This is a genomic window from Variovorax sp. LARHSF232 (genome assembly GCF_052871435.1).
Genome location: NZ_JBIXJS010000001.1, coordinates 1 through 23,544 on the forward strand (window position 1 = coordinate 1; position 23,544 = coordinate 23,544).

A 23,544-nucleotide genomic window follows, 5' to 3' on the forward strand; every position below is an offset into this window, starting at 1 on the left:
GCGTGCACGCCCCCTGCGCTGCGCTTCTCGCCGCCGCACAAATCGCCCGCCGCGGCAAACACCTGCCGCGCTGACGCGCTGCGGTTGATCAACCTGGGAACGAACGGCCGATCGAGCGCCCGGCGTCACGGCAAAGGCCTGTGTGCCCCTGTGCCGGCGCGCCTCTCGGGCGCCGAGAAGCGCAGCGGGCCCGGCCCGCACGCGTGCCGAAGGACACGCGTGCTTCAACATCTAGCTTGCGGCAGCTGTTTGAGCAGAGTGAACGAAGTGAACGCCGCGAGTTCTGCCGCAGGGCCGGGTCCGCGAGCATCGCAGGGGAGCCGGCGCGCAGCGCCGGCCGTCCGAGTGAAGCGCCGGCGCAGGGGCACACAGGCCTTTGCCGCCGCCGCGGCATCACAAAGCCGACATCCAAGGGAACCAGCGGACCTATGGCAAGCTCGCAAGAACATGCCCACTCGCCTGCTCGACCGACGCCTGTTCCTGCTCCGAACCGGCGCGGCAACCTTGCCCCTGGCCGTACCGATGTCCGCACACGCCGGCTTCAATTTCTTCCTTAGCGAATACACCGCCAGCCGCGAGGAGCTTCAGGCCGAGATCTCCAAGCGCTTTCCGCTGACGCAGCGCTATGCCGAGGTGTTCAGCGTATCGCTCCATGACCCGGTGCTGGGGCTGGACGCCGCCGGCAACCGCGCCGCCATCACAGCAAGGCTGGCCATCGCCAGCCCTTTTCTGCAGCCATCCACGGTGGGCGGCGTGGTCGCCATCAGCAGCCAGCTGCGCTACGACGCCCCGGCCCTCGCCCTGCGCCTGCAGGACCCGCGCGCCGAGCAGCTGCAGCTGGAGGGTGTGACCGGCCGCGATGCCGAGCGCCTGCAGCGCATCGGCGCCGTGGTCGCGCAGGAGCTGCTGCAGGGCTACCCGCTGCGCACCTTCAAGCCCGAGGAATTCAAGTTCGGCCGCAAGACCTACGAGATCGGCGACATCACGGTGGGGCAGGACGAGATCAAGGTGCAGTTGAAATAGCCACACCCCAGGGCAGCTTGCCCACCGCTACGTCGATCAGCTTGACGTTGCGCGCGGTATCGATCACCGACACCACCCCCGAACGCCCGCAGGCCACATAGAGCTTGGCCGCATCGGGCGTCAGCGCCATGTTCCAGGGCCGCTGGCCGACGGCAATGGTGGCCACCATGGTGTCGCTGCGCGTGTCGAGCACCGACACGCTGGCCTCACCGCCGTTGGAGACATAGACGCGCGAGCCGTCGGGATGGACGGTGATGCCGTTGGCGCGCAGCCCGGCCTTGAGCTTCTTCCGCACCACGAATTTTTGCGCGTCGATGATGAAGAGCTCGCTCGAGTTTTCGGCCGCCACGTAGGCACGCTTGCCGTCCGGCGAAAAGCCGATGCCGCGCGGCCTCGCCCCTACTGGGATTTGCGCCACCTGCTGGCGCTTGCCGACATCGATGATGTCCAGCGCATCGCCATCCTCGGCGCTGACGAACACGTGCTTGCCGCTCGGCGAGAAGACGGCATGCTCGGGGTTCTTGCCGCGCACCTTGACGACGAAGGCACGCCGGTTTACCGCCGTGTCGACAAAAGCGATGTCGTTCGATTCCTCCACCGCCGCAACCACCCACTTGCCGTCGGGCGAAATGCCCACGCCTTCGGGCGACTCGCCCAGGTCGATGCTGCCCACCTGCGCTCGCCCGGGCAGATCGATCACCAGCAGCCGGTTGTTGGGCTGGTCGCTCACGTAGGCGATGCGGCCTTGCGCGCCGATGGCGATGCCGCGCGGCTTCTTGCCGGCGGCGATCTCACCCACCACCGTGTCGCTGGCGGTGTCGATCACGCTCAAGGTTCCCGAACCCTCGTTGGGCACGTAGGCAAAAGGCGCCGACAGAGCGGGCACAGGCGTCAGCAGCAGAAGCAAAGGAAGGATCCAGGCGCGACACGACATTGCGGTTGGCTCCTCAAATCAGGGAAGCATCCGGCCGAACACGCCATCGCGATCCAGCCACGCGTGCTTCAGCGCCGCCAGCACGTGGCCGACGATCAGGCCGGTGAAGATGAAGGCGGTGCCGACGTGGATGCCGTTGAACAGGGCGTACATGTCCTGCAAGGGCGGCCCCCAGGGCGGCAGGTGGATGCCGAAGAAGACCACGCCGAACTTGCTGAAGTTGGAAGCGACGTAGCCCGACAGCGGCATCAGGATCATGCAGGCATAGAGCAGACGGTGCACCAGCTGCGCGGCCAGCCGCTCGCCCAATCCCATCGACACCGGCCAGGGCGGCGGCGCATGCGTCAAGCGCCAGGCCAGGCGCACCGCGATGAGCAGGGCCAGCACCATGCCGAAGGACTTGTGCAGATTGACCACGCCCGAGCGCGCCGGCGTGCCGCGCGGCGCAATCTCGTCCAGGGAGAAGCCGAAAGCGATCTGCGCCAGCAGCGCCAGGCCCAAAAGCCAATGCAGCCAGACGGCGGTGCGCGTGTAGCCCTCGCCAGCGCGTTCGACCGGTTCCGTGGACGCTGTCAGCGCGGGCATCATGTTGCGAAGGGGGGCCTCACATGCCTGCCAGGTACTGTGCGACGTTCTGGATGTCCGCGTCGCTCAAGGTGGCGGCCACGCTGGTCATGGTGCCGGCGTCGTTGGTGCGGCGCCTGGCCTTGAAGTCGGCCAGCTGCTTGACGACGTATTCGTAGTTCTGGCCGGCCACGCGCGGCACCTCGTTCTGCCCGGCAAAGCCGCCCAGGTGGCACATGGTGCACAGCGTCTCATCCGACTTGGTCTTGCCCAGCCTGACCTTCTCGGCCGAGGTGGCGAACTTCTGCCCGGGCGGCTTCTGCCTGGCGAAGTAGTCGGCAATCTCGCGCATCTCGTCGCGCGTCATGCCGGCCACCATGGGCGTCATCAGCGGATCGCTGCGCCGGCCTTCCTGGTAGTCGCGCATCTGCAGGTACAGGTAGCGCGCGGTCTGGCCGGCGATGATGGGATAGACCGGCTGGATCGGCCGTCCGTCCGCGCCGTGGCAGGCGGCGCAGGTGGCCGCCTTGGGCGGCATGGCGCCGACGGTGGGCTGGGGCTGGGTCTGGGCCGCGGCCGAAAGAGAAAACGTGGCCGCCGCAACAGCGAAGGCGGCCGCGCCGATGGCGTGTGGTGGACTGGTGCGGCAGCGCATTCAGTCAGGGCAGGCTGAACACCACGACGGAATTGCCGCGCTTGAAGTCCAGCTGCGTGTTGCCGCCGGCCGCCACCGCCACGTACTGCTTGCCCTTGGCGGTGTAGGTCACGGCCGGCGCGTTGACGCCGGCCCCGCACTGGTATTCCCACAGCTTCTTGCCGCTGGCGGCATCGAAGGCGCGGAACAGGCCGTTGCCTTCGCCGTTGAAGACCAGGTTGCCGGCGGTGGCCAGCACGCCGCCGATCAGCGGCTGCTCGGTGTCGAACTTCCAGGCCATCTTGCCGGTGTCGATGTTGACGGCCGCCAGCCGGCCCCACTGCTTCTCGCCAGGGATGACCTTGAAGGCGCCGCCCAGCCACAGCTTGCCGCCGGGGTACTTGGATTCCTCGACGTGGTAGGTCATGGGCTGGTGCAGGTTGGCGGCATAGGCCAGGCGCAGCTTGGGGTTGATCGCCATCGGGCTCCACTCCACCCCGCCGTTGGCCCCGGGCAGCATGCGCGCGCCTTCCTTGGTGGGCAGCACCCACATGTTCTCCTGCGGCACCATCGCTTCGCTGAAACGGATCAGCTTGCCGTCGGCCATGTCGTGCACATACACATGCCCGGTCTTGCCGCCGTGGATGGCCACCTTGCGCATCTTCCCGTCCTTGCCCTTGGCCTCGGTCAGGATCACCGGCGAGGCGGCGTCCAGGTCCCACACGTCGTGCGCCACGTACTGGTAGTACCACTTGAGGGCGCCGGTGTTGAGGTCGACCGCGACGATGGAGTCGGTATAGAGGTTGTCGCCGGGCCGCTCGGCGCCGTACAGGTCGGGGCTGGGGTTGCCCACCACGAAGACCACCGTGTTGCTGGCCTTGTCCACCGCCGGCGCCATCCAGACGCCACCGCCCAGCGTCTTGTAGAAGTCGCCGCCGGCCTTGGCCAGCTGCGCCTTCTCGGCCGCAATGTCGCGCCGCATGTTGCGGCCCGTTGCGTCGTTCACGGCCCAGACGCCCTCATGCCCTTTCTCGGGAATGGTGTCGAAGGTCCACAGGAGCTTGCCGTCGTTGGCGTCGTAGGCCTTGACGAAGCCGCGCACGCCGTATTCGCCGCCGTTGGTGCCGATCAGGATCTTGCCGTTGATCGCCACCGGCGCCATGGTTTCGGAGTAGCCCAGTTCGGGGTCGGCGATCTGCGTGGACCACAGCACCTTGCCGGTCTTGGCCTCGAAGGCCATCAGCTTGGCGTCGAGCGTGCCCATGAAGAGGCGGTCGCCCATCACGGCCACGCCACGGTTGTTGGGCCCGCAGCAGTAGGTCGTGACCGGCCCCATCTTGTGCTTGTAGTGCCAGAACTCCTTGCCGGTGGCCGCATCCAGCGCGTAGATGTGGTTGTACGAGGTGGTGATGAACATGATGCCGCCGACCACGATCGGCGCCGTCTCCATCGACTCGATCACCTCGGTCTGGAAGGTGAAGGCGGGGCGCAGCCTGGCGACGTTGCCCGTGTTGATCTGTGCGGCCGGGTGGTAGCGCGTCTGCGCGTAGCTCATGTTGGAGTGCAGGAAGTTCGCGGCGTCCTTGTCGGCCGCGTCCAGCTGCTGTTGCGACACCGAGATGGCCTTGGGCACGGGGGCGCCCATGGCCTGTGCCTGGCCCGCCACTTCCTGGGCGAAGGCGGTTGCAAAAGAAGAAGAGATGAGGGCCAGCGCCAGCAAGCCCGAACGCGAGGGGACGAATGGGGTGAGCATCGTGGTCTCCTGGAGGCGTGTGTCGCGCGCCTTCTTGTTTCCACCGACGCGAGTCTTCGTGCAGGAACGCGAATGGCCCGTGGAGGCGGCCTTGCAGCGCGGGCGGTGGGATCGCGCGCCGATGCCTCGCTTGCAAGCGTAGTCCCATTCATGTCCACTGAATAGGGAAATTTGATGACGCGTCGCAGCATTCATAGCCGGAGGATGAACACCATGACCTTGCTCTCCATGCTTCAGAAACTGGCGATGCTGCTGGTCGCTTTGGGCCTTGCATCGACCTGCCTGAACGCGGCCGCGCAGGCCCCGAGCAACCCCAACGCCAACGCCCAGCTGCTGGTGGCCGCGCGAGAAGGCCATCTCGCCCGAGTGAAAGAATTGATCGCTGGCGGCGCGGCGGTCGACTCGCGCAATCGGCTGGGCAAGACACCGCTGCTCATCGCCTGCGAGAAGGCCAATACGCAGTTGGGCTTGCTGCTGATCGAAGCCGGTGCCAACGTCAGCCAGGCGTCGCTCGAGCGCGTCACGCCATTGATGGCCGCCAGCTACAGCGGCGACGCCGAGCTGGTGAAGCGCCTGCTCAAGGCCGGCGCCCAGGTCGGGCCGGTGGACCGCATGAACAAGAGCGCCCCGGTGTATGCCGCCGCCCAGGGCAGCACGGCGGCCCTCGATGCGCTGCTCGGCGCGGGCGTGGACGTCAACGCGCCCTACGAGCACCAGTTGACCTTGCTGATGTGGGCGGCCGGCCAGGGCCGGGCCGACGCCGTGCGGCTGCTGCTGGCGCGCGGCGCGCGTACCGACCTGCGCGACGACCGCGGCCTGACGGCGCTGGACATTGCCCGGGGCGCGGGCCAGCAGCAGGTGGTGGAGGCGGCTGGCCTGACGAAGTGAGGCGCCGCGTTCAGCGGCCCGCGGCCGCCGGCGGCTGCGGGATGCGCGGCGCCGCGCCCAAGTGCATGCCACCATCGAGCTGGATCATCTCGCCGGTGGTGCTGCGCGCGCCCTCGATCAGCCACAGCACCGCCTCGGCCACATCCTCGGCGCTGCTGGCACGGGCCAGCGGCACCATGTGTTCGTAGTTGGCCTTGAGCTTCTCGTAGCCTTCGGCGCCCACGCCGTCGACGAACCAGCGGGTGGTGATGAGACCCGGGCACACGGCGTTGACCCGCACCTCGGGTGCCAGCGCGCGGGCCAGGTGCAGGGTCGTCGAATTGACGGCGCCCTTGGACGCCACATAAGGCACCGACGAGCCGATGCCCAGGCTGCCGGCGATCGACGACACGTTGACGATGGCGCCGTTACCGCCGGCCTTGAGCGCCGGGGCGCACGCCCGCACCATCTGGAAGGCGCCGATCACGTTCACCGCGTAGATGCGCTGGAAGGCCTCGGCATCCAGCGCGTCCCAGTTGCCGCCGCCTCCTGCAAAGGTGGTGATGCCCGCGTTGTTGACCAGCGCGTCGAGCCGCTGCCAGCGCTCTTGTGCGGCGCGCGCCATGGCCTGGCAGGCGTCATTGCTGGCCACGTCGCCCTGCACCAGCAGGGTGTCGGCACCGGCGGCACGGCAGGCGGCCTCGGCCTCGCGCGCCTGCGCTTCGCTCTTCGAATAGTTGATCAGCACGTTCCAGCCGCGGCGCGCCAGCGCCAGGGCGGTGGCGGCGCCCACGCCGGTGCCCGATCCGGTGACGATGGCTGCCTTGCGTTCGCTCATGTCGAAATCTCCTGGTGGTGGTCGGTTCGGGGCATGTTAAGCGGGGGTCACGCGGCTGGAGTACAACCTCGGCGACAGCTGCAACCCAAAGAAATATCCATGCGCCATTCACTCGCCATGTCCGCTCTCGCGCTCGTTGCCCTCGCCGGCGTGGCGCTGCCCGCCGCCGCCTTCGACCTGCAGGCCCATCGCGGCGGCCGCGGCCTGGCGCCCGAGAACACACTGGTTGCCTTCGAGCACGCGATGGCACTGGGCGTCGACACGCTGGAGCTGGACATCGGCCTGACGGCGGACAAGGTGGTGGTGGTCGCGCATGACCTGGTGCTCAACCCCGACCTGGCGCGCGACGCCAAGGGCGCCTGGCTGGCCGACAAAGGCCCGGCCCTGCACACGCTGACGCTTGCACAGCTGCAAGGCTACGACGTGGGCCGCATCAGGCCCGACAGCGCCTATGGCAAGCAGTTCGCGCAGCAACGCGGGCAGGACGGCGTCCGCATCCCGACCCTGGCGCAACTCTTCACCAAGGTCACGTCGCAGCCCGCCGCCGGCAAGTTGCGCTTCAACATCGAGACCAAGCTCGACCCCACACAGCCCGAACTCAGCGCGTCGCCCGAAGACATGGTGGGCGCACTGCTGGCCGAGGTTGCCGCTTCGGGCATGAACGGGCGCGTCACCATCCAGAGCTTCGACTGGCGCACGCTGGCGCTGGTCGGCCGACTGATGCCCGCCATGCCGCGCGCCTACCTCACCAGCCCGCGAACGCTCAAGGACAGCCGCTGGACCGCCGGCTTCGAGGCTTCGCAGTACAGCTCCACGCCGCAACTGGTGCGCGCCGCGTCGGCCGTCGCCGGCACCAACGCGCCGGTGATCTGGTCGCCCAGCTTTGCCGACCTGACGCAAGAGCAGGTGAAGGAAGCCCACAGCCTCGGCTTCGCCGTGATGCCCTGGACGGTGAACCGGCGCGAGGACATGGCGAAGCTGATCGACTGGAAGGTGGACGGCCTCATCACCGACTACCCCGATGTGCTGCGCGAGCTGATGCGCGAGCGCGGGATGGCGCTGCCCAAGCCGATACGCGCGTCTTCAGCCTCTTGAAACTAGACGTGGCGCGTGACCACTGAGCCCACGCGCGCCTCGTCCAGCGCCTGCGTGTCGGCGCGCCGGTGCAGCGCCTCGATGATGCGGCAACGCGGGCCGCTGCCGTCGCAGCAGTCGCGCAGGGCCAGCAGATCGGCCTCCAGCGCGCGCAGTTCGGCCATGCGCTCGCGCACATGCGCCAGGTGCGCGTCCAGCGACTGGTTGGCCGACTCGCAATCGGCCTTGCGCGACAGGTCCAGGCGCAATAGCGTGCGCACCTCGTCCAGCGACATGTCCATGGCGCGGCACAGCCGGATGAAGCGCAGCTGGTGCAGATCGGCGTCGGAATACAGGCGATAGCTGTTGTCGGCGCGGCCGGCCGGCGCGATGAGGCCCTGGGCTTCGTAATAGCGGATGTTGGCGGCGCTCACACCGCTCTTGTCGGCCGCCTGGCCGATGCGATAGCCCGGCGCATAACCCTTTGCGCCGGGCGGGCTTGGTTCTGACATGGCTTGACCTTGAAGGGACTTGAGGCTTTTCAATGGTGGCACAGACGAAAAGAACAACCCCGCCACAAGACTTCCCCCCATGTCCGACGCCTGCTGCAACACCACCCCCAAGCCCCCCGCGCCCGCCGTGACGCCGGCCCTGGCGTCCGCCATTTCCTGCGGCTGCTCGCCCGCGGCCGGCGGCGCCGCGCACGACCATTCCGAAGATGGCCATGACCACGGTCCCCTGCCCGGCGCCAAGCGCCTGGCGGCCTCGCTGGTCGCTGCCATCGGCGCCGAGCTGATGCACTTCATGGCGCCCGACACCGGCGCCTGGCGCATCGCCGGCATGGCGCTGGCGGCGCTGGCCATCGCGCTGGCCGGCGTCGGCATCTACAAGAGCGGCCTGCGTTCGCTGCTGCGCGGCAAGCTGGGCATCGACGCGTTGATGACGGTGGCCGTGACCGGCGCCTTCCTGATCGGTCAATGGCCCGAAGCCGCGATGGTGATGGCGCTCTACGCGCTGGCCGAGCTGATCGAGCACCGCGCCGCCGACCGCGCGCGCCATGCCATCTCCAGCCTGATGGCGCTGGCGCCGCAAGAGGCCGAAGTGCTGGGCGACGGCGGCGCCTGGCGCCGCCTGCCAACGCGCGACGTGGCGCTGGGCGCCACCGTGCGCGTGCGCCCGGGCGAACGCCTGCCATTTGATGGCGTGGTGACCGTCGGCAACAGCGCCATCGACCAGTCCAGCGTCACCGGCGAAAGCATTCCGGTGGACAAGGGCGTGGGCGACGCGGTCTTTGCCGGCACCATCAACCAGGGCGGCGCGCTGCAACTGCGCGTGACGGCCGCCGCCGGCCGCACCACGCTGGACCGCATCATTCACGCGGTGGAACAGGCGCAGGCCACGCGGGCACCGTCGCAGCGCTTCGTCGACCGCTTTGCCGCGATCTACACGCCCGCCGTGTTCCTGCTGGCGGTGCTGCTGGCCGTGGGCGCGCCGCTGCTGTTGGGCTGGGCCTGGCTCGATGCCATCTACAAGGCGCTGGTGCTGCTGGTGATCGCCTGCCCCTGCGCGCTGGTGCTGTCCACCCCGGTCACGGTGGTGAGTGCGCTCACCGCGGGCGCGCGGCGCGGCATTCTCATCAAGGGCGGCAACTACCTGGAAGCGGCGCGCGGGCTCAAGGCCATCGCGCTGGACAAGACAGGCACCATCACCGAAGGCAAGCCGGCCCTGGTGCACTGGCAGGTCTGGGGCGGCGCGCAGGCGCGCGACGTGCAGCGGGCCGCCGCCGGCCTGGCGGGCCGCTCGGACCACCCGGTCTCGCGCGCCATCCGCGACGGCGTTGCACCGGCCATGCGCACCGAAGAGGCCTACGAAGTCACCGACTTCAAGGCCCTGCCCGGCCGCGGGACCACAGGCCGGATCGCCGGCGAGCAGCTGGTGCTGGGCAACCACCGTCTGATCGAGGAACGCGGCCAGTGCAGCGACGCGCTGGAGGCGGTGCTGAAAGAGCACGAGCGCCAGGGCCGCACCGTCACCCTGCTGGCCAGCGCGCGCAGCGTGATCGGGATCTTCGCGGTGGCCGACACCGTCAAGCCCAGCTCGCGCGACGCCATTGCAGAGCTCGCCGCGCTGGGCGTGGCGCCGGTGATGCTGACCGGCGACAACGAAGCCACCGCGCGCGCGGTGGCGGCGCAGGCCGGTATCACCGAGCTGCGCGGCAACCTGCTGCCCGAGGAAAAACAGGAGGCCATCCGCGCGCTTCAGCGCCGCCACGGTCCCACCGGCATGACCGGCGACGGCATCAACGACGCCCCCGCCCTGGCGCAGGCCGACATCGGCTTTGCGATGGGCAAGGCCGGCACCGATATCGCGATGGAAGCGGCCGACGTGGTCATCATGAACGACGACCTGCACCGGCTGGCCGAGACGGTGCGCCTGTCGCGCCGCACCCATCGCGTGCTGTGGCAGAACATCTCGCTGGCGCTGGGCATCAAGGGCGCCTTCCTGCTCCTGGCGGTGGCGGGCAGCGCCACCATGTGGATGGCGGTGTTCGCCGACATGGGGGCCAGCCTGCTGGTGATCGCCAACGGCCTGCGGCTGTTGAACGGCTCGCGCTGAAGCGGTCCTGAAGACGTCGGCACAGACCGACACACGGCTTGCAGGCGTGCACCCATAATCGGCCGCCATGCCCCTGGGACAGAACGCCGCATCCAACGCATCCGCAGCCGCACCGGCCGGCGCCATCACCGACGTGGCCGGCATCGAGGTCGGCCACTACAGCGACCCACGCCGGCCCACCGGCTGCACCGTGATCCTGGCGCAGCAAGGCGCGGTGGCCGGCGTCGACGTGCGCGGCGCCGCACCCGGCACGCGCGAAACCGATCTTCTTTCGCCCGGCAACCTGGTGCAACAGGTGCATGCCGTGATGCTGGCCGGCGGCAGCGCCTGGGGCCTGGCCGCCGCCGAAGGCGCGGTGCGCTGGCTGGAAGAGCGCGGCGTCGGCATGGACGTGCGATTCGGCATCCTGCCCATCGTGCCCGCCGCGGTGCTGTTCGACCTGCCCGTGGGCGACGCCCGCATCCGCCCCGATGCCAACGCCGGCTACGCCGCCTGCGAAGCTGCTTCGAGCGCGGCGCCCGCCGAGGGCAACGTGGGCGCCGGCAGCGGCGCGCTGGTCGGCAAGCTGTTCGGCGTGGAGCGCGCCATGAAAGGCGGCATCGGCACGGCCTCGGTCAGCGTGGCCGGCATCACGGTCGGCGCTCTGGTCGCCTGCAACGCTCTGGGCGACGTGCTCGACCCCGACACCGCGCAGGTGGTGGCCGGCGCACGCACGGCGGACGGCCTCGGCCTGCTCGACACGCGCCGCGCCCTGTTGCGCGGCGAACTGCCCAAGCCCTTGCTGGCGGGCACCAACACCACATTGGGAGTGGTCGCCACCGACGCCACGCTCACCAAGGTGCAGGCCAATCGCCTGGCCATGGTCGCGCACGACGGACTGGCGCGCGCCATCAACCCGGTGCACACCATGAGCGACGGCGACACCGTCTTCGCGCTGGCCACGGGCCGCGCCCCGGCCGGCAGCGAGGCCCTGGGCATGACGGTGCTCAGCGCCATGGCGGCCGAGGCCGTGGCCCGCGCCACCCTGCGCGCGGTGCTGGCGGCGCGCGCCATCGACACCTTGTCGGGCGGCGTGCCGCTGCACGTTCCTTGCGCCAGCGACCTGGCCTGATCCTCATGCAGATGCCCAAGACCCTGAAACTGATCCTGCTGTCGATCCGCGACCTGCTGGTCTCCATCGGGCCGGTGGCCTTCATCGTGATCGGCCTGCTGGTGCTGGCCTACTGGTGGCTGGAGCCGCAGCCGCCCAAGCAGGTGACCCTGGCCACCGGCCCGGCCGGCAGCGCCTATGCCGAGTTCGGCAAGCGCTACGCGGCTGCGCTCAAGCCCAGCGGCATCGAGGTGATCCTCAAGACCACCGACGGCTCGCTCGACAACCTGGAGCTCTTGCGCAGGGGCGAGGCTGACGTCGCCTTTGTACGCGGCGGCAGTGCCGACCCGGTGGCCGACGAGGAAGCCGGACTCACTTCGCTGGGCGCCCTGTTCTACGAGCCCATGTGGGTGTTCTATCGCAGCGACGCCGCGCGCCGCGTGGCGCACAAGCAAAAGAAGAACGAGCGCAAGAATGAAATCAGCAACGGCGAGCTCAACGCGCTGGCCCAGCTCAAGGGCTTTCGCCTGAACATCGACAAGCCCGGCAGCGGCGTGCCGCAGGTGGTGGAGCAATTGCTGCGCGCCAACCGCATCGACCCCAAGTCGATCGAGCTGTCCTATCTCGACCAGATGCCCGCCACCGAAGCGCTGGAGGCCGGCCTGCTGGACGCCATCGTGCTGGCCTCGGCGCCGCAGTCGCCGCTGGTGCAAAAGTTGTTGCGCGCGCCTGGCATCGAGCTGATGAACTTCGAGCAGGGCGAAGCCTATGTGCGGCGCTTTGCCTTCCTGTCGGACGTGACCTTGCCGCGCGGCGTGGTCGACCTGGCGTCCGATCTGCCGCTGCATGACGTGACGCTGCTGGCCACCACCACCTCGCTGCTGTCGCGCGACAGGACCCATCCGGCGCTGCGCCAGCTCTTTGCGCAGAGCGCGCAGACCATCCACAGCTCCGGCGGCTGGTTCAACCGGGCGCGCGACTTTCCCAACACCAGGACCAGCGAGCTGCCGGTGAGCCCCGAGGGCGATCGCGCCATCAACGGCACGCCGCCCTTCTGGCAACGCTACCTGCCCTTCTGGGCCAGCAATCTGTTCGAGCGCATGTGGCTGGTGCTGGGCGGCCTGGTGGTGCTGATGCTGCCGCTGGGGCGGGTGGTGCCGCCGCTCTACCAGTTCCGGGTGCGCTCACGCGTGTTTCGCTGGTATGCGCAGCTGCGCGACATCGAGCAGCGTGCCGACAGCAGGGCCGAGGCGCCCGACGTGCTGCTGCACGAGCTGGAAGAGCTGGAATCCAACGCCAACAAGATCACCGTGCCGCTGTCCTACGCCAACGAGCTGTACGAGCTGCGCAGCAACATCTACGCGACGCGGCGGCGCCTGATGGCGCTCAGGCCGCAGGCATGATGAGCGAGGCCATGGTTCAGCCTGCCGGCACCGATGCGGACAGCCTCGCGCAGCAGGAGCGCCGCCGGCTACTGCGCTTCCTGCTGCGCCTGGGCCACCTGTTGCTGGCCACCGGCGCACCGGCCGGGCTGGTCGAGACCACCCTGCGCCGCGTGGCGCAGAACTACCAGATCAAGCAGTTCAACGCGCTGGCGCTGCCCACCGTGGTGTTCGTCAACTTTGCGGAAGAAGACGCGAACCTGCAAATCGAGTTCACCGCCGAGCAGGGCCTGGTGCTGCGCTTCGACCAGATCGAGGCGACCTACGAGCTGGCGCGCGACGCCGAGCGCGACGCGCTCGATCCCACCGAGGGCCTGCGCCGCATCAACGCCATCCTGGCCATGCCGCCGCGCTACAAGTTGCAGTGGGGCGTGCTGGGCCACGTGCTGGCCACGGTGGGCATCGCGCTGGTGTTGCGGCCTTCATCCGACGTGGTCGGCGCCGCCGCCTTCTTCGGCCTGCTGGTGGGCACGCTGCGGCTGCTGGCGAACCAGCGCGGCATCGTGACCACCCTGCTGCCGATGTTCTCGGCCTTCGTGGTGGCGCTGGTGGCGCTCTTGGCAGCGCGCCACGGCATGGCGGCAAGCCCCATCTACGTGCTGGTGGCCTCGCTGCTCACCTTCCTGCCCGGCGGCACCCTGGCCACGGCCACGGTGGAACTGGCGTACGGCGACGTGGTCTCGGGCGCCACGCGCTTCGTCTCGGGCCTGCTGCAGCTGGTGTTCCTGATGCTGGGCATGTTGGCGGCGGCTTCGATCGTCGGCCTGCCGCCGGAAAAGTTGCTGGTGCCGGTGTCCGACGCGACAGTGCGCGCGTGGGCGCCCTGGCTGGGGGTTCTGCTGTTTGCCGTCGGCCACTGGCTGCACTACTCCGCCACCTTGCGCGCCCTGCCCTGGATGATGGCCCTGCTGCTGGTGGCCCAGGCCGGCCAGCAGCTGGGCAACGCGGCCTTCGGCGGTTACATGAGCGGCTTCTTTGCCGCCATGCTGATCACCCCCGCCTCCTACATCGTGCAGTACCGCTTCGGCGGCCCGCCGGCCATGGTGACCTTCATGCCGGCGCTGTGGATCCTGGTGCCGGGCTCGCTGGGGCTGATCGGGATGGCGGAGCTGGTCGGCAACGACCGGCTCGCCGGCGTCGAGAACTTCGTCACCACGCTCTTTTCCATCGTCGCCATCGGCCTGGGCACGGTGGTGGGCACCGCGGTCTACAACATGCTGTTCGAGCCGGTGTTCCAGCGCGCGGGGACGATGGCGGACATCATGCTGCGCTATCTGAAACTCAGACGCTGAGCAGGGCCTTGTCCTTGGCGGGACAGCCTCCCGCTCCGAGCCACGCCACAATCGCCGCTCCAGCCGCTGGCTGGAAAAGCGTTCTCAGGGCGGGGTGAAACTCCCCACCGGCGGTAATGGCGAAAGCACAAGTCCGCGAGCGCCCGTGGCTCGAGCACTGCTTCGTGCCGCGGGGTCAGCAGACCCGGTTGGATTCCGGGGCCGACGGTCACAGTCCGGATGAAAGAGAGCGCGATGCCCCGTGGGGCCGTGCGCATGCTTTGTTGCCATGCGTGCGCGCCTGCCGTGGTTTCGTGCGCCCTGATTCAGGCAGTCCTACCAAGAGGTACACCATGAGTCAGATCAACGACCTTCCCCTTTCCGCCACGTCCGCCATCGAAGACGGCCAACGGCGCATCGCCTTCGTCCAGGCGCAATGGCACGAAGACATCGTCCACCAGGCGCGCGACGCCTTCCTCGAGGAGATGCGCGCAAGCGGCGTGCCGCGCGAGCAGATCGACATCTTCGAGGTGCCCGGCGCCTTCGAGATTCCGCTGCACGCCAAGCGGCTCGCGCTGTCGGGCCGCTATGCCGCCATCGTCGCCTGCGCGCTGGTGGTGGACGGCGGCATCTACCGCCACGAGTTCGTGGCCAACACGGTGGTTTCGAGCCTGATGTCGCTGCAGCTGGAAACCGGCGTGCCGGTGCTGTCGGCGGTGCTCACGCCGCACCACTTCCACGAGCATGTGGAGCACCGCAAGTACTTTCACCGCCACTTCGCCATCAAAGGCACCGAGGCGGCCCAGGCCTGCGTCAAGACGGTGGCGGCGCTGCAGAAAGTGGACGCCTTGTTGGCATCATCGCCCGCATGAGCAACACAACAGCAGCAACACCAGAGAGCTTCACCGCCCAGGCCGTGGTGGACTTCTGGCGCGCGGCCGGGCCGCAGCGCTGGTTCAAGAAGGACGCGGCCTTCGACGCCGAGTTCAAGTCGCGCTTCGAGGCCGCCCATCACGCGGCCGCGACCGGCGCGCTGGACGCGTGGGCGCAAGACGCCACCGGCGCCCTCGCCTTGCTGGTGCTGCTGGACCAACTGCCGCGCAACACCTGGCGTGGCAGCGGCCACATGTACGCCACCGACGGCAAGGCGCAAGCCATCGCGCGCGCGGCGGTGGATGCGGGGCTGGATGAGCAGATCGACGACCCGAAGCTGCGGGCCTTCTTCTACCTGCCCTTCATGCACTCGGAATCGCTGGCGGACCAGGAGCGCTCGGTGCAACTGTGCAGCAAGGCAGACCCGGAGAACCTGCGCTTTGCGCAGCACCACCGAGACATCATTGCGCGCTTCGGTCGCTTTCCGCATCGCAATGCGGTGCTGGGGCGCACCACCACGCCGGAAGAACAACGCTTTCTGGACGAAGGCGGCTTTGCCGGCTAAGCCAGCGGCCGCCCGAAGGGCCGCGCGGGACCGGGGTCAGACGTAGACGCTGGAGGCCAGGCGGCGCAGGCGCTCGAGCTGGCGCGCTTCTTCGGCTTCGCGCAGGCTCCTGGCTGCGCGGGCCGCCACGTAGGAAACGTAGAGGTTTTCGATTTCGCGGGTCCAGGCCTCAAGTTCGGGGCCGTTGCCGCCCGGCAGGGCGGGAACCGGGTGACCGGCCTTCTTCAGGATTTGCGATTTTTGCTGGGTGTTGAGCATCTTGGACTCCCTACTCACGAGCCGGCGTCCAGATTAATTCTTTAGTTCCAAACCACCATCAGCCACAAGGCGTATGCAGCCGTAGGACGATGCCAACTAGTTCCGCTTTTTGCCATGCCGTCAGCCGAGGCGTCGCAGCAGCACCGGCAGCGACGCCGCCAGCAGCGCGAAGCCGGAGGCGGTCAGCAGGCCCAGCACGATCTTGCGAAAGCCTGCCTCGCTGATGCCCGCATAGAGCCGCCCACCCAGCAGCACCGGCACCAGCACCGCGACCGCCACCAGGGTCAAGAGCGGCACCATGTTCCAGCTGACGTTGCCGCTGGCCACGTGCAGGGCGAAGGCCACCGTCTGCATCGCCAGGTTGAAGTTCTGGATCACGGCGCGCTGCTGGTCGCGCGGCATCTGGCGCAAAGTGCACCACAGCGTGGGCACCACGCCGGCAAAGCCGCCGATGCCGCCCATCACGCCGCCGATGCCGCCGATCACGGCGTCGGCGGGGCGGCCACCCCAGCGGATCGCGGGCAACCTGTCGGAGAACAGCATCAGCGGGCACCACACGGCCAGCAGCACGCCCAGGCAAGCCTGGGACAGTGGGACGTCGAAGCGCGGCAACAGCCAGATGCCCAGCGGTACGCCCAGCACGCCGCCGGCCAGGAAGGGCCACAGCAGCGTGCGCTCGAAAGCGCGCCGCACGGTGACGGCCGCGATGATCTGCCCGACGAGCGCGCCAAACACCGACAGCACCGCCGCCAGCCGCGGGTCCACAGACCAGGCCCAGATCGACATGGCGACCATGCCGAAGGCAAAGCCCGACAGCCCCTGCACGAAGCCCGCGACCACCGCGCCCAGCGCGACGATCGCGATGAGCTCGGCGCTCATCGCCCCCCTCGCTCGCCCACTGCGTGTGGCTCGCTGCCCCCCAAGGGGGTCTTCGCGCCTTCGGGCGGCCGTGCGGCGCTCAAGCCGACACCAGCGCCGTACGTCGCACCCGCTGCACGTTGAAAGCGCTGGCAATCAGCACCGCCTGCACCAGCGCCAGGCCGAGGATCACGCTGCGGTACTGGCCGTGGTCCATCAGGACGCCGAAGACCAGCGGCGCGGCAGCCTGCCCGATATCCAGCCCCGCATAGACCACGCCGTAGACGCGCCCGGTGGCATTGGCTGGGGTCGAGCGCTTGACCAGCAGGTCGCGCGATGGCCCGGCCAGGCCGGTGGCAAAGCCCATGGCGCCGAACAGCACCGGTACCAGGACCGGCGGGAACTGCGCCAGCGCCAGGATCAGGGCGAGCGTCGCGGCCAGCCCGAAGCCGATGCCCACGATGCGCTCGCAGCGCGACGGGTCGGCCACCAGGAAGCCGCCCACCAGCATGCCGCCGGCGCTGGACACCATGTACGCCGTGAGGCAGATCGCGATCAGCGCCACCGGCGCCGCGTGCAGCTGGCCGGCCGCGGCCGGCGCGAAGGTCTGCACCACGCTGATCACCACCGCGTAGAGAAAGAAGAAACCGAAGCACATCCACACCGCCGGGATGCGCAGGAAGTCGAACTCGCCGGCAGCTGCATGCGGCGCGCCCTGGCCGGTGGCCTTGTGCACTTCCGGCGCGTCCAGCTCGAGCACGCGGCGGTAGGCCCACAAGACCAGCAGCACCACCAGCGCCACGCCACCGGCGGCCGCCAGCGCGACGCGCCAGGAGAAGGCGATGGCCAGCGGCACCACGAAGGCCGGCGCCAGCGCCCAGCCCAGGCTGCCGGTGATGCCGTGCACGCTGTAGGCATGGCCCAGGCGCGTGGGTGTCACCTTGCGGTTGAACAGGGTGTAGTCGACCGGATGGAACACGCCGTTGCCGATGCCGGCCAGCGCTGCTGCGATGAACAGCATCCAGTAGGCCTGCGCCATCGCGTAGACAAAGCCCGACAGCGCCAGCAGCCCCAGCCCGACGAACAGCACCGGCCGCGGCCCCAGCTTGTCGACCAGGAAGCCGGAAGCGGCCTGCACCACGCAGGACACCACGAAGAACACGGTGAGCACCGCGCCCAGCTGCGTATAGCTCAGCGCGAACGCATCCTTGATCCAGGGAAAGAGCGGCGGCAGCACCAGCTGGCTGAAGTGGCTGATGGCATGTGCCAGTCCCACCAGGCCGATCAGTTGCGCATCCGCGCTCAGTGAACGAGAGGGGGATGCGGCGGTCGAGGCTGTCATTTCTGGCTACAAATCTAGGGGGACACCCTGATCCTATCCGCGCCTCTCGCGTCAGAATGGCGATATAGCGACAACATTTGTCGAAACCATGCCAAACACCGAAACGCCCTCCCGAGCCCGAGCTGCCCGCGCCGGCACTGCCATGGCGCGCATGCCGGCTCCGGTCAACAGCGTCGCCTCGCTGACGCCGCACCTGTTCGCGCCCGACGCCGTGCGCCCGCTGCGTGCCAAGGAGCACTTCCTCAAGGCCGACACCTTCGTCGAGCTGCACACCCATGACTGGCCGCAGCTCACCTTCTCCACCCGCGGCGTGATCCGCCTGTCGACCGAAGATGGCAGCTACATCGTGCCGCCCTCGCGCGCGCTCTGGGTGCCGGCCAACATGCCGCACAGCATCACGCTGATCGAAGACGCCGAGCTGCGCACCGTGTATGTCCACAGCTGGATGGCGCCGGCCTGGGAGAAGTGCGAGGTGCTGGAGATCAGCCCGCTCTTGCGCGCACTGATGCTGGCGCTGGACACCACGCCCGACGGCCAGCCGCTGGCCGATCCGCATGCGGCGCAGCGCGAGCGCTGGATCGCCCCCCTGTTGATCGACGAACTGGAGCGCGCCACCCAGATCCGCATCGACGTGCCGCTGCCGGCCGACAAGCGCCTGCGCCAGTTGTGCGAAGTGCTGTTGCGCGCACCGGCCAGCCGCGCCACCCTGGCCGAGCGTGCGCAGGCCATCGGCGCCAGCGAGCGCACGGTGGCGCGCATGTTTCGCGACCAGCTCGGCATGAGCTGGCAGCAGTGGCGCCAGCAGGCGGTGCTGGCGCATGCGCTGCCGCTCTTGGCGCGCGGCATGCCGGTGAGCCAGGTGGCAGCCGCCAGCGGCTATGCCACCGACAGCGCCTTCTGCGCCATGTTCAAGGCGGCTACGGGACAATCACCCACATCCTTTCAGCACAAGAAGAAATCCAGCCCGCCTCAATGACCGCCGCCGACAACAACAGCAACAACAACGACAAGAACGCGAACAAGACCCGCGAGCGCCTTCTGCGCTGGTTCCCCTTTCTTTCCTGGCCCCGGCCCGACCGGGCTTTGCTGATCAACGAAGCATCGGCCGGCGTCACCGTTGCGCTGATGGTGATTCCGCAAGGCGTGGCCTATGCCGCCCTGGCCGGCATGCCGCTGGTGACGGGCATCTACGCGGCCCTGTTCCCGGCGCTGATCGCCGTGCTGTTCAGCTCGTCGGCGCGGCTGTCGGTCGGCCCCACGGCGCTGACCAGCGTGCTGGTAGGCGCCTCGCTGACGCCGCTGGCGGTGCCAGGCAGCGACGAATGGGTGGCGCTGGCGGTCTGGCTCACCTTGCTGTCGGGGGCGATGCAGGTGCTGCTGGGGGCGGTGCGTTTCGGTTGGCTGCTGCGGCTGGTGAACTCGCCGGTGCTGATGGGCTTCACCCAGGGCGCGGCCGTGCTGATCACCTTGTCGCAGTTGCCGGCGCTGCTGGGCTTCACGGGCCGCAGCTACGCACAACTGCTGCAGGGACCGCCGCCGGACTTCTACGCCATCGGCTTCGGCCTGGGCGGCATGGCAATGCTGTGGCTGGGCAAGCGCTTCGTGCCCAAGCTGCCGACCACCATGGCGCTGGTGGCCGTAACCGCCATCGTCAGCTACGCCATCAGCTATGCGCTGCAAGGCGGCGCGGTGATCGGCGCCCTGCCCTCGGGCCTGCCTTCGCTCTACATCCCGCAGCTGGTGAGCGGCGCGGGCCTGGGCACGCTGCTGCTGCCGGCTTTCCTGATCACGCTGGTGAGTTTTCTGGAGACCGCATCGAGCGCCAAGGTCGACAACGCCCGCGCCGGCACCTTGTGGAACGAGAACCAGGACCTGATCGGCCAGGGCCTGGCCAAGATCGCCTCCGGCCTGACCGGCTCCTTTCCGACCAGCTCTTCCTTCTCGCGCTCGGCCATCACGCTCTATGCGGGCGCCAAGACGCAATGGGCCACGCTGTTCAGCGTGGCGGTGGTAGCGGGCGCCCTTTTGTGGGCCATGCCGCTGCTCTACCACGTGCCGCAAGCGGTGCTGGCCTCGGTGGTGGTGACGGCCACCATCGGCCTGATGAAGCCTTCGGCCTTCGTCGCGCTGTGGAAGGTGTCGCGCATCGAGGCCGCCATCTCGCTGGCCACCTTCGCGCTGACCATTGCCTCGGCGCCGGAGATCTACTGGGGCGTGCTCGGCGGCCTGCTGGCCGCGCTGGCGCATTACATGTACCGGCACCTGCATCCGCGCATCATCGAAGTGGGCCTGCACCCCGACGGCAGCCTGCGCGACCGCCACCTGTGGCAGCTGCCGCCACTGGCGCCGCAGCTGTACGCCCTGCGCATGGACGCCGAGCTCGACTTCGCCTCCGCCAGCACCCTGGAGCGCGCCATCAACATCGCATTGGCGCAACGCCCGGGACTGACCGACGTGTGCCTGTTCGCCCAGCCGATCAATCGCGTCGACATCACCGGCGCCGAAGTCTTCGGCAGCATCCGCCGGCTGCTCGAATCCAGGGGCGTGTGCCTGCACATCTCGGGGCTGAAGCTGCCGGCGCAACAGGTGCTGGATCGCGCCGGGCTGCTGACGCCGGGGCCTCTGCTGTGCAGCTATCGGACGGATGCGGATGCGTTGGCGGCGCTGAGTGCTGAGTGCTGAGTGCTGAGTGCTGAGTGCTGAGTGCTGAGTGCTGAGTGCTGAGTGCTGAGTGCTGAGTGCTGAGCGCTGAGCGGTCACCTGTAGTGCGAGAACTGGGCTGGGGGTGGCGCGGCAGGTGTTTGCCGCGGCGGGCTCGTAGTGCGGCGGTCGATGCTGCGCATCGACTCCGCTGCGATGCTCCCACAGGGGGCGTGCGTCGCAGAACTCGCGACGTTCACTTCGTTCACTCTGCTCAAACAACTGCGACGAGCCAGATGTTGAAGCGCGTGTGTCCTTCGGCACACGCGCACGCCCCCTGCGCTGCGCTTCTCGCCGCCGCACAAATCGCTCGCCGCGGCAAACACCTGCCGCGCTGACGCGCTGCGGTTGAACAACCCGGGAAAGAACGGCCGATCAGGCGCCCGGCGTCTCGGCAAAGGCTTGTGTGCCCCTGTGCCGGCGCGCCTCTCGGGCGCCGAGAAGCGCAGTGGGCCCGGCCCGCACGCGTGCCGAAGGACACGCGTGCTTCAACCTCTAGCTTGCGGCAGCTGTTTGAGCAGAGTGAACGAAGTGAACGCCGCGAGTTCTGCCGCAGGGCCGGGTCCGCGAGCATCGCAGGGGAGTCGGCGCTACGCGCCGACCGTCCGAGCGAAGTGCCGGCGCAGGGGCACACAGGCCTTTGCCGCTCCCCAGCACTCAAATGACCGTCAGTCCAACCCCACCCGCCCACGAGAACGCTTGACGTCGGCACGCTGACTCTTCCCCTCCAGCCGCCGCTTCTTGGAAGCCAAGGTAGGCCGAGTCGCCCGCCGCACGCGCGGTGCCACCGCCACGCTGTCGACGATGGCCTGCAAGCGCTCAAGCGCATCGGCTCGGTTCATGTCCTGGCTGCGGTACTGCTGCGCCTTCAGCACCAGCACGCCTTCTTGCGTGATGCGGCTGTCGCGCGTGGCGAGCAGCCGCTCCTTCACCGGCTCGGGCAATGACGAAGCAGCGATGTCGAAGCGCAGATGCACCGCGCTCGACACCTTGTTGACGTTCTGCCCGCCCGCGCCCTGCGCGCGGATGGCCGTGATCTCCACCTCGTTCGGATCGATCAGGATGCGGTGGACGCGGGCTTCCATGTCAGTGGCGCCCGGCCGCCCGTAGCCGCTGACTCGCCCCCTCGGGGGGCAGCGATACGCGAAGCGATGAGCGTGGGGGCAGTTTCATCCTAGAGAACGAGCGCCAATCAAACGCGTTCGAAGATGGCGGCAATGCCCTGGCCGCCGCCGATGCACATGGTCACCAGCGCATAGCGGCCCTGCACGCGGTGCAGCTCGGCAATCGCCTTCACCGTGATGATGGCGCCGGTGGCGCCCACCGGGTGGCCCAGCGAGATGCCCGATCCGTTGGGGTTGACCTTGGCCGGGTCGAAGCCCAGTTCCTTGATGACGGCGCAGGCCTGGGCGGCGAAGGCTTCATTGGATTCGATCACGTCCAGGTCGCTCACCTTCAAGCCGGTGCGCTCCAGCACCTTGCGCGTGGCCGGCACCGGGCCGATGCCCATGTAGGCCGGCTCGACGCCGGCGTGCGCATAGCCGACCAGGCGGGCCAGCGGCTTCAGGCCCAGCGCCTTGACGCGGCCGCCCTCTGCCAGCACCACCGCGCCGGCGCCGTCATTGATGCCCGAGGCATTGCCGGCGGTGACCACGCCGTCCTTCTTGAAGGCCGGCTTCATCTTGGCCAGCGCATCGAGCGTGGTGTCGGCGCGCACATGCTCGTCGGTGTCGAACAGCACCACGCCCTTGCGCGTCTTCACTTCCACCGGAACGATTTGCTCCTTGAAGCGGCCGGCGGCAATGGCGGCAGCGGCGCGCTGCTGGCTCAGCACCGCCAGTTCGTCCTGCTGCTCGCGCGAGATGCCGTAGCGCGCCGCGACGTTCTCGGCGGTGATGCCCATGTGCATCTTCTCCCAGGGGTCGTGCAGGATGCCGAGCATGTAGTCGACCAGCACCGCATCGCCCATGCGCGCGCCATGGCGGGCTGCGGTGTCGAAGTACGGGCCGCGGCTCATCGATTCGGAACCGGCACCGATCGCCACGTCGCAGTCGCCCAGCGCGATGGCCTGGGCCGCCGACACGATGGCCTGCAGCCCGGAGCCGCACAGGCGGTTCACGTTGAAGGCCGGCGTCTCGATCGGGCAGCCCGCATCAACGGCGGCCACGCGGCTCAGGTAGGCATCGCGCGTGTCGGTGGGGATCACGTTGCCCATCACCAAGTGGCCGACCTGCGCCGGCGCCACGCCGCTGCGCTCGATGGCGGCCTTGACGGCGGTGGTGGCCAGCTGCGTGTTGGGCACGTCCTTCAGCGAGCCGCCGAAAGTGCCGATGGCGGTGCGGGCGGCGCCGACCACGAAGATGTCGCGTTGGGTCATGGGAATCTCTCCAAAGAAAAAGAAATGGAAAAGGCGGCGCGCGCGGGGGCGGCAGGCAAGAAAAAGGGCTGGCCGCGCAATGCACGCGGCCAGCCCTGATTTTAAGGAGGCTCCCTACCGGGCGTTATTCGGGACGCGGCGCAGCAGGACGGGCACGCACGTCGGTGACGTCGCCGGCGTCGCCCAGGACGACCGGGCTGCGCACCGATTCGCCGCGGGCGCGGGCATTGGCCACGTCGGCCGCGCTGGGCTCGGCCGGCTGCGCGGCGGCGCGGAAGCGGTCAAAGCCCTGCCCCGGGTGAAATCGCATGACCCAGGGCGTGACGGGCTTGCCGCTCAGCCTGGCCCAGCCATAGCGCAGGGCCCACAGGGCGCCCAGCAGCAGCACGGCCACCGCGAGGCTGGCGGCGAACACCAGGCCCAGCATGAACAAAATGACACGAAGCAGGAAATTGAACATCTGAG

Annotated in this window: 23 protein-coding genes and 1 riboswitch; of the genes, 11 read left to right on the forward strand and 12 right to left on the reverse strand. The window is 68.8% G+C overall.

Translation table 11 applies throughout. The annotated features are described in order from the left end of the window. Positions 1–447: 447 nt before the first annotated feature. Positions 448–1,023, forward strand: coding sequence for a DUF1439 domain-containing protein (locus ACIPRI_RS00005; protein ID WP_446587189.1), 576 nt, complete (start codon positions 448–450; stop codon positions 1,021–1,023). On the opposite strand, the gene ACIPRI_RS00010 is transcribed toward ACIPRI_RS00005, so the two are convergent. From ACIPRI_RS00010 to ACIPRI_RS00025, 4 genes are read right to left on the reverse strand one after another with little or no spacing between them, the layout of a single operon-like run. Continuing rightward, positions 1,004–1,930 (reverse strand): beta-propeller fold lactonase family protein, encoded by a 927-nt coding sequence (locus ACIPRI_RS00010; protein ID WP_446587191.1) that lies wholly within the window; start codon positions 1,928–1,930, stop codon positions 1,004–1,006. The genes ACIPRI_RS00005 and ACIPRI_RS00010 overlap by 20 nt on opposite strands. Before the next feature lie 45 nt (positions 1,931–1,975). Continuing rightward, entirely contained in the window at positions 1,976–2,545 is a 570-nt protein-coding gene (locus ACIPRI_RS00015) for a cytochrome b (RefSeq protein WP_446587193.1), read from the reverse strand. Between the two features lie 16 nt (positions 2,546–2,561). Beyond that, positions 2,562–3,176 carry a c-type cytochrome gene (locus ACIPRI_RS00020; RefSeq protein ID WP_446587196.1) on the reverse strand — a complete coding sequence of 205 codons (615 nt, stop codon included), beginning with the start codon at positions 3,174–3,176 and terminating at the stop codon, positions 2,562–2,564. Positions 3,177–3,180: 4 nt separating this feature from the next. Next, on the reverse strand, positions 3,181–4,908 hold the full coding sequence (locus tag ACIPRI_RS00025; protein WP_446587198.1) for an outer membrane protein assembly factor BamB family protein: 1,728 nt from the start codon (positions 4,906–4,908) through the stop codon (positions 3,181–3,183). 213 nt (positions 4,909–5,121) lie between these two features. On the opposite strand from ACIPRI_RS00025, the gene ACIPRI_RS00030 reads away from it, so the two are divergent. Next, complete coding sequence (locus tag ACIPRI_RS00030) at positions 5,122–5,796, forward strand: ankyrin repeat domain-containing protein (protein ID WP_446587200.1); 675 nt, start codon at positions 5,122–5,124, stop codon at positions 5,794–5,796. 10 nt (positions 5,797–5,806) lie between these two features. Here the strand turns inward: ACIPRI_RS00030 and ACIPRI_RS00035 are convergent, their stop codons facing one another. After that, positions 5,807–6,613, reverse strand: a complete 807-nt coding sequence (locus ACIPRI_RS00035) for an SDR family NAD(P)-dependent oxidoreductase (RefSeq protein ID WP_446587202.1) — start codon at positions 6,611–6,613, stop codon at positions 5,807–5,809. Positions 6,614–6,712: 99 nt separating this feature from the next. Here ACIPRI_RS00035 and ACIPRI_RS00040 point away from each other — a divergent pair, with 99 nt between their 5' ends. Beyond that, positions 6,713–7,708, forward strand: coding sequence for a glycerophosphodiester phosphodiesterase (locus ACIPRI_RS00040; RefSeq protein ID WP_446587204.1), 996 nt, complete (start codon positions 6,713–6,715; stop codon positions 7,706–7,708). 2 nt (positions 7,709–7,710) lie between these two features. Here the strand turns inward: ACIPRI_RS00040 and ACIPRI_RS00045 are convergent, their stop codons facing one another. Continuing rightward, positions 7,711–8,199 carry a Cd(II)/Pb(II)-responsive transcriptional regulator gene (locus ACIPRI_RS00045; RefSeq protein WP_446587206.1) on the reverse strand — a complete coding sequence of 163 codons (489 nt, stop codon included), beginning with the start codon at positions 8,197–8,199 and terminating at the stop codon, positions 7,711–7,713. Positions 8,200–8,278: 79 nt separating this feature from the next. Here ACIPRI_RS00045 and ACIPRI_RS00050 point away from each other — a divergent pair, with 79 nt between their 5' ends. The 6 genes from ACIPRI_RS00050 to ACIPRI_RS00075 all read left to right on the forward strand — a co-directional run bounded on the left by ACIPRI_RS00050 (position 8,279) and on the right by ACIPRI_RS00075 (position 15,544). After that, the gene (locus tag ACIPRI_RS00050; RefSeq protein ID WP_446587208.1) at positions 8,279–10,303 is read left to right on the forward strand and encodes a heavy metal translocating P-type ATPase; all 2,025 of its coding nucleotides are present in this window, start codon (positions 8,279–8,281) and stop codon (positions 10,301–10,303) included. Positions 10,304–10,370: 67 nt separating this feature from the next. Next, positions 10,371–11,414 (forward strand): P1 family peptidase, encoded by a 1,044-nt coding sequence (locus tag ACIPRI_RS00055; RefSeq protein WP_446587210.1) that lies wholly within the window; start codon positions 10,371–10,373, stop codon positions 11,412–11,414. A gap of 5 nt (positions 11,415–11,419) precedes the next feature. After that, a complete protein-coding gene (locus ACIPRI_RS00060) occupies positions 11,420–12,796 on the forward strand; it encodes a TAXI family TRAP transporter solute-binding subunit (RefSeq protein ID WP_446587213.1) in 1,377 nt (458 codons plus the stop codon). A gap of 11 nt (positions 12,797–12,807) precedes the next feature. Further along, positions 12,808–14,127, forward strand: coding sequence for a threonine/serine ThrE exporter family protein (locus ACIPRI_RS00065; protein ID WP_446587215.1), 1,320 nt, complete (start codon positions 12,808–12,810; stop codon positions 14,125–14,127). A gap of 76 nt (positions 14,128–14,203) precedes the next feature. Continuing rightward, positions 14,204–14,362: riboswitch (FMN riboswitch) on the forward strand. Between the two features lie 97 nt (positions 14,363–14,459). Further along, a complete protein-coding gene (locus tag ACIPRI_RS00070) occupies positions 14,460–14,978 on the forward strand; it encodes a 6,7-dimethyl-8-ribityllumazine synthase (RefSeq protein WP_446587217.1) in 519 nt (172 codons plus the stop codon). Next, complete coding sequence (locus ACIPRI_RS00075) at positions 14,975–15,544, forward strand: DUF924 family protein (protein ID WP_446587219.1); 570 nt, start codon at positions 14,975–14,977, stop codon at positions 15,542–15,544. Before ACIPRI_RS00070 ends, ACIPRI_RS00075 begins: the two co-directional genes overlap by 4 nt. Positions 15,545–15,580: 36 nt before the next feature. On the opposite strand, the gene ACIPRI_RS00080 is transcribed toward ACIPRI_RS00075, so the two are convergent. The 3 genes from ACIPRI_RS00080 to ACIPRI_RS00090 all read right to left on the reverse strand — a co-directional run bounded on the left by ACIPRI_RS00080 (position 15,581) and on the right by ACIPRI_RS00090 (position 18,002). Continuing rightward, on the reverse strand, positions 15,581–15,820 hold the full coding sequence (locus tag ACIPRI_RS00080; protein ID WP_446587221.1) for a hypothetical protein: 240 nt from the start codon (positions 15,818–15,820) through the stop codon (positions 15,581–15,583). 102 nt (positions 15,821–15,922) lie between these two features. Next, positions 15,923–16,681, reverse strand: a complete 759-nt coding sequence (locus ACIPRI_RS00085) for a sulfite exporter TauE/SafE family protein (RefSeq protein WP_446587223.1) — start codon at positions 16,679–16,681, stop codon at positions 15,923–15,925. A gap of 79 nt (positions 16,682–16,760) precedes the next feature. Next, positions 16,761–18,002 (reverse strand): MFS transporter, encoded by a 1,242-nt coding sequence (locus ACIPRI_RS00090; protein WP_446587226.1) that lies wholly within the window; start codon positions 18,000–18,002, stop codon positions 16,761–16,763. Between the two features lie 142 nt (positions 18,003–18,144). On the opposite strand from ACIPRI_RS00090, the gene ACIPRI_RS00095 reads away from it, so the two are divergent. Together ACIPRI_RS00095 and ACIPRI_RS00100 are read left to right on the forward strand one after the other, a co-directional pair. Continuing rightward, positions 18,145–18,978 carry an AraC family transcriptional regulator gene (locus tag ACIPRI_RS00095; protein ID WP_446620341.1) on the forward strand — a complete coding sequence of 278 codons (834 nt, stop codon included), beginning with the start codon at positions 18,145–18,147 and terminating at the stop codon, positions 18,976–18,978. After that, positions 18,975–20,684, forward strand: coding sequence for a SulP family inorganic anion transporter (locus tag ACIPRI_RS00100; protein WP_446587228.1), 1,710 nt, complete (start codon positions 18,975–18,977; stop codon positions 20,682–20,684). Before ACIPRI_RS00095 ends, ACIPRI_RS00100 begins: the two co-directional genes overlap by 4 nt. 686 nt (positions 20,685–21,370) lie before the next feature. Here ACIPRI_RS00100 and arfB read toward each other — a convergent pair. The 3 genes from arfB to ACIPRI_RS00115 all read right to left on the reverse strand — a co-directional run bounded on the left by arfB (position 21,371) and on the right by ACIPRI_RS00115 (position 23,539). Beyond that, on the reverse strand, positions 21,371–21,787 hold the full coding sequence (gene arfB, locus ACIPRI_RS00105; RefSeq protein WP_446587230.1) for an alternative ribosome rescue aminoacyl-tRNA hydrolase ArfB: 417 nt from the start codon (positions 21,785–21,787) through the stop codon (positions 21,371–21,373). Positions 21,788–21,894: 107 nt separating this feature from the next. Further along, positions 21,895–23,079 (reverse strand): acetyl-CoA C-acyltransferase family protein, encoded by a 1,185-nt coding sequence (locus ACIPRI_RS00110; protein WP_446587232.1) that lies wholly within the window; start codon positions 23,077–23,079, stop codon positions 21,895–21,897. A gap of 124 nt (positions 23,080–23,203) precedes the next feature. Then, on the reverse strand, positions 23,204–23,539 hold the full coding sequence (locus tag ACIPRI_RS00115; protein WP_446587234.1) for a hypothetical protein: 336 nt from the start codon (positions 23,537–23,539) through the stop codon (positions 23,204–23,206). Between the last annotated feature and the right edge of the window lie 5 nt (positions 23,540–23,544).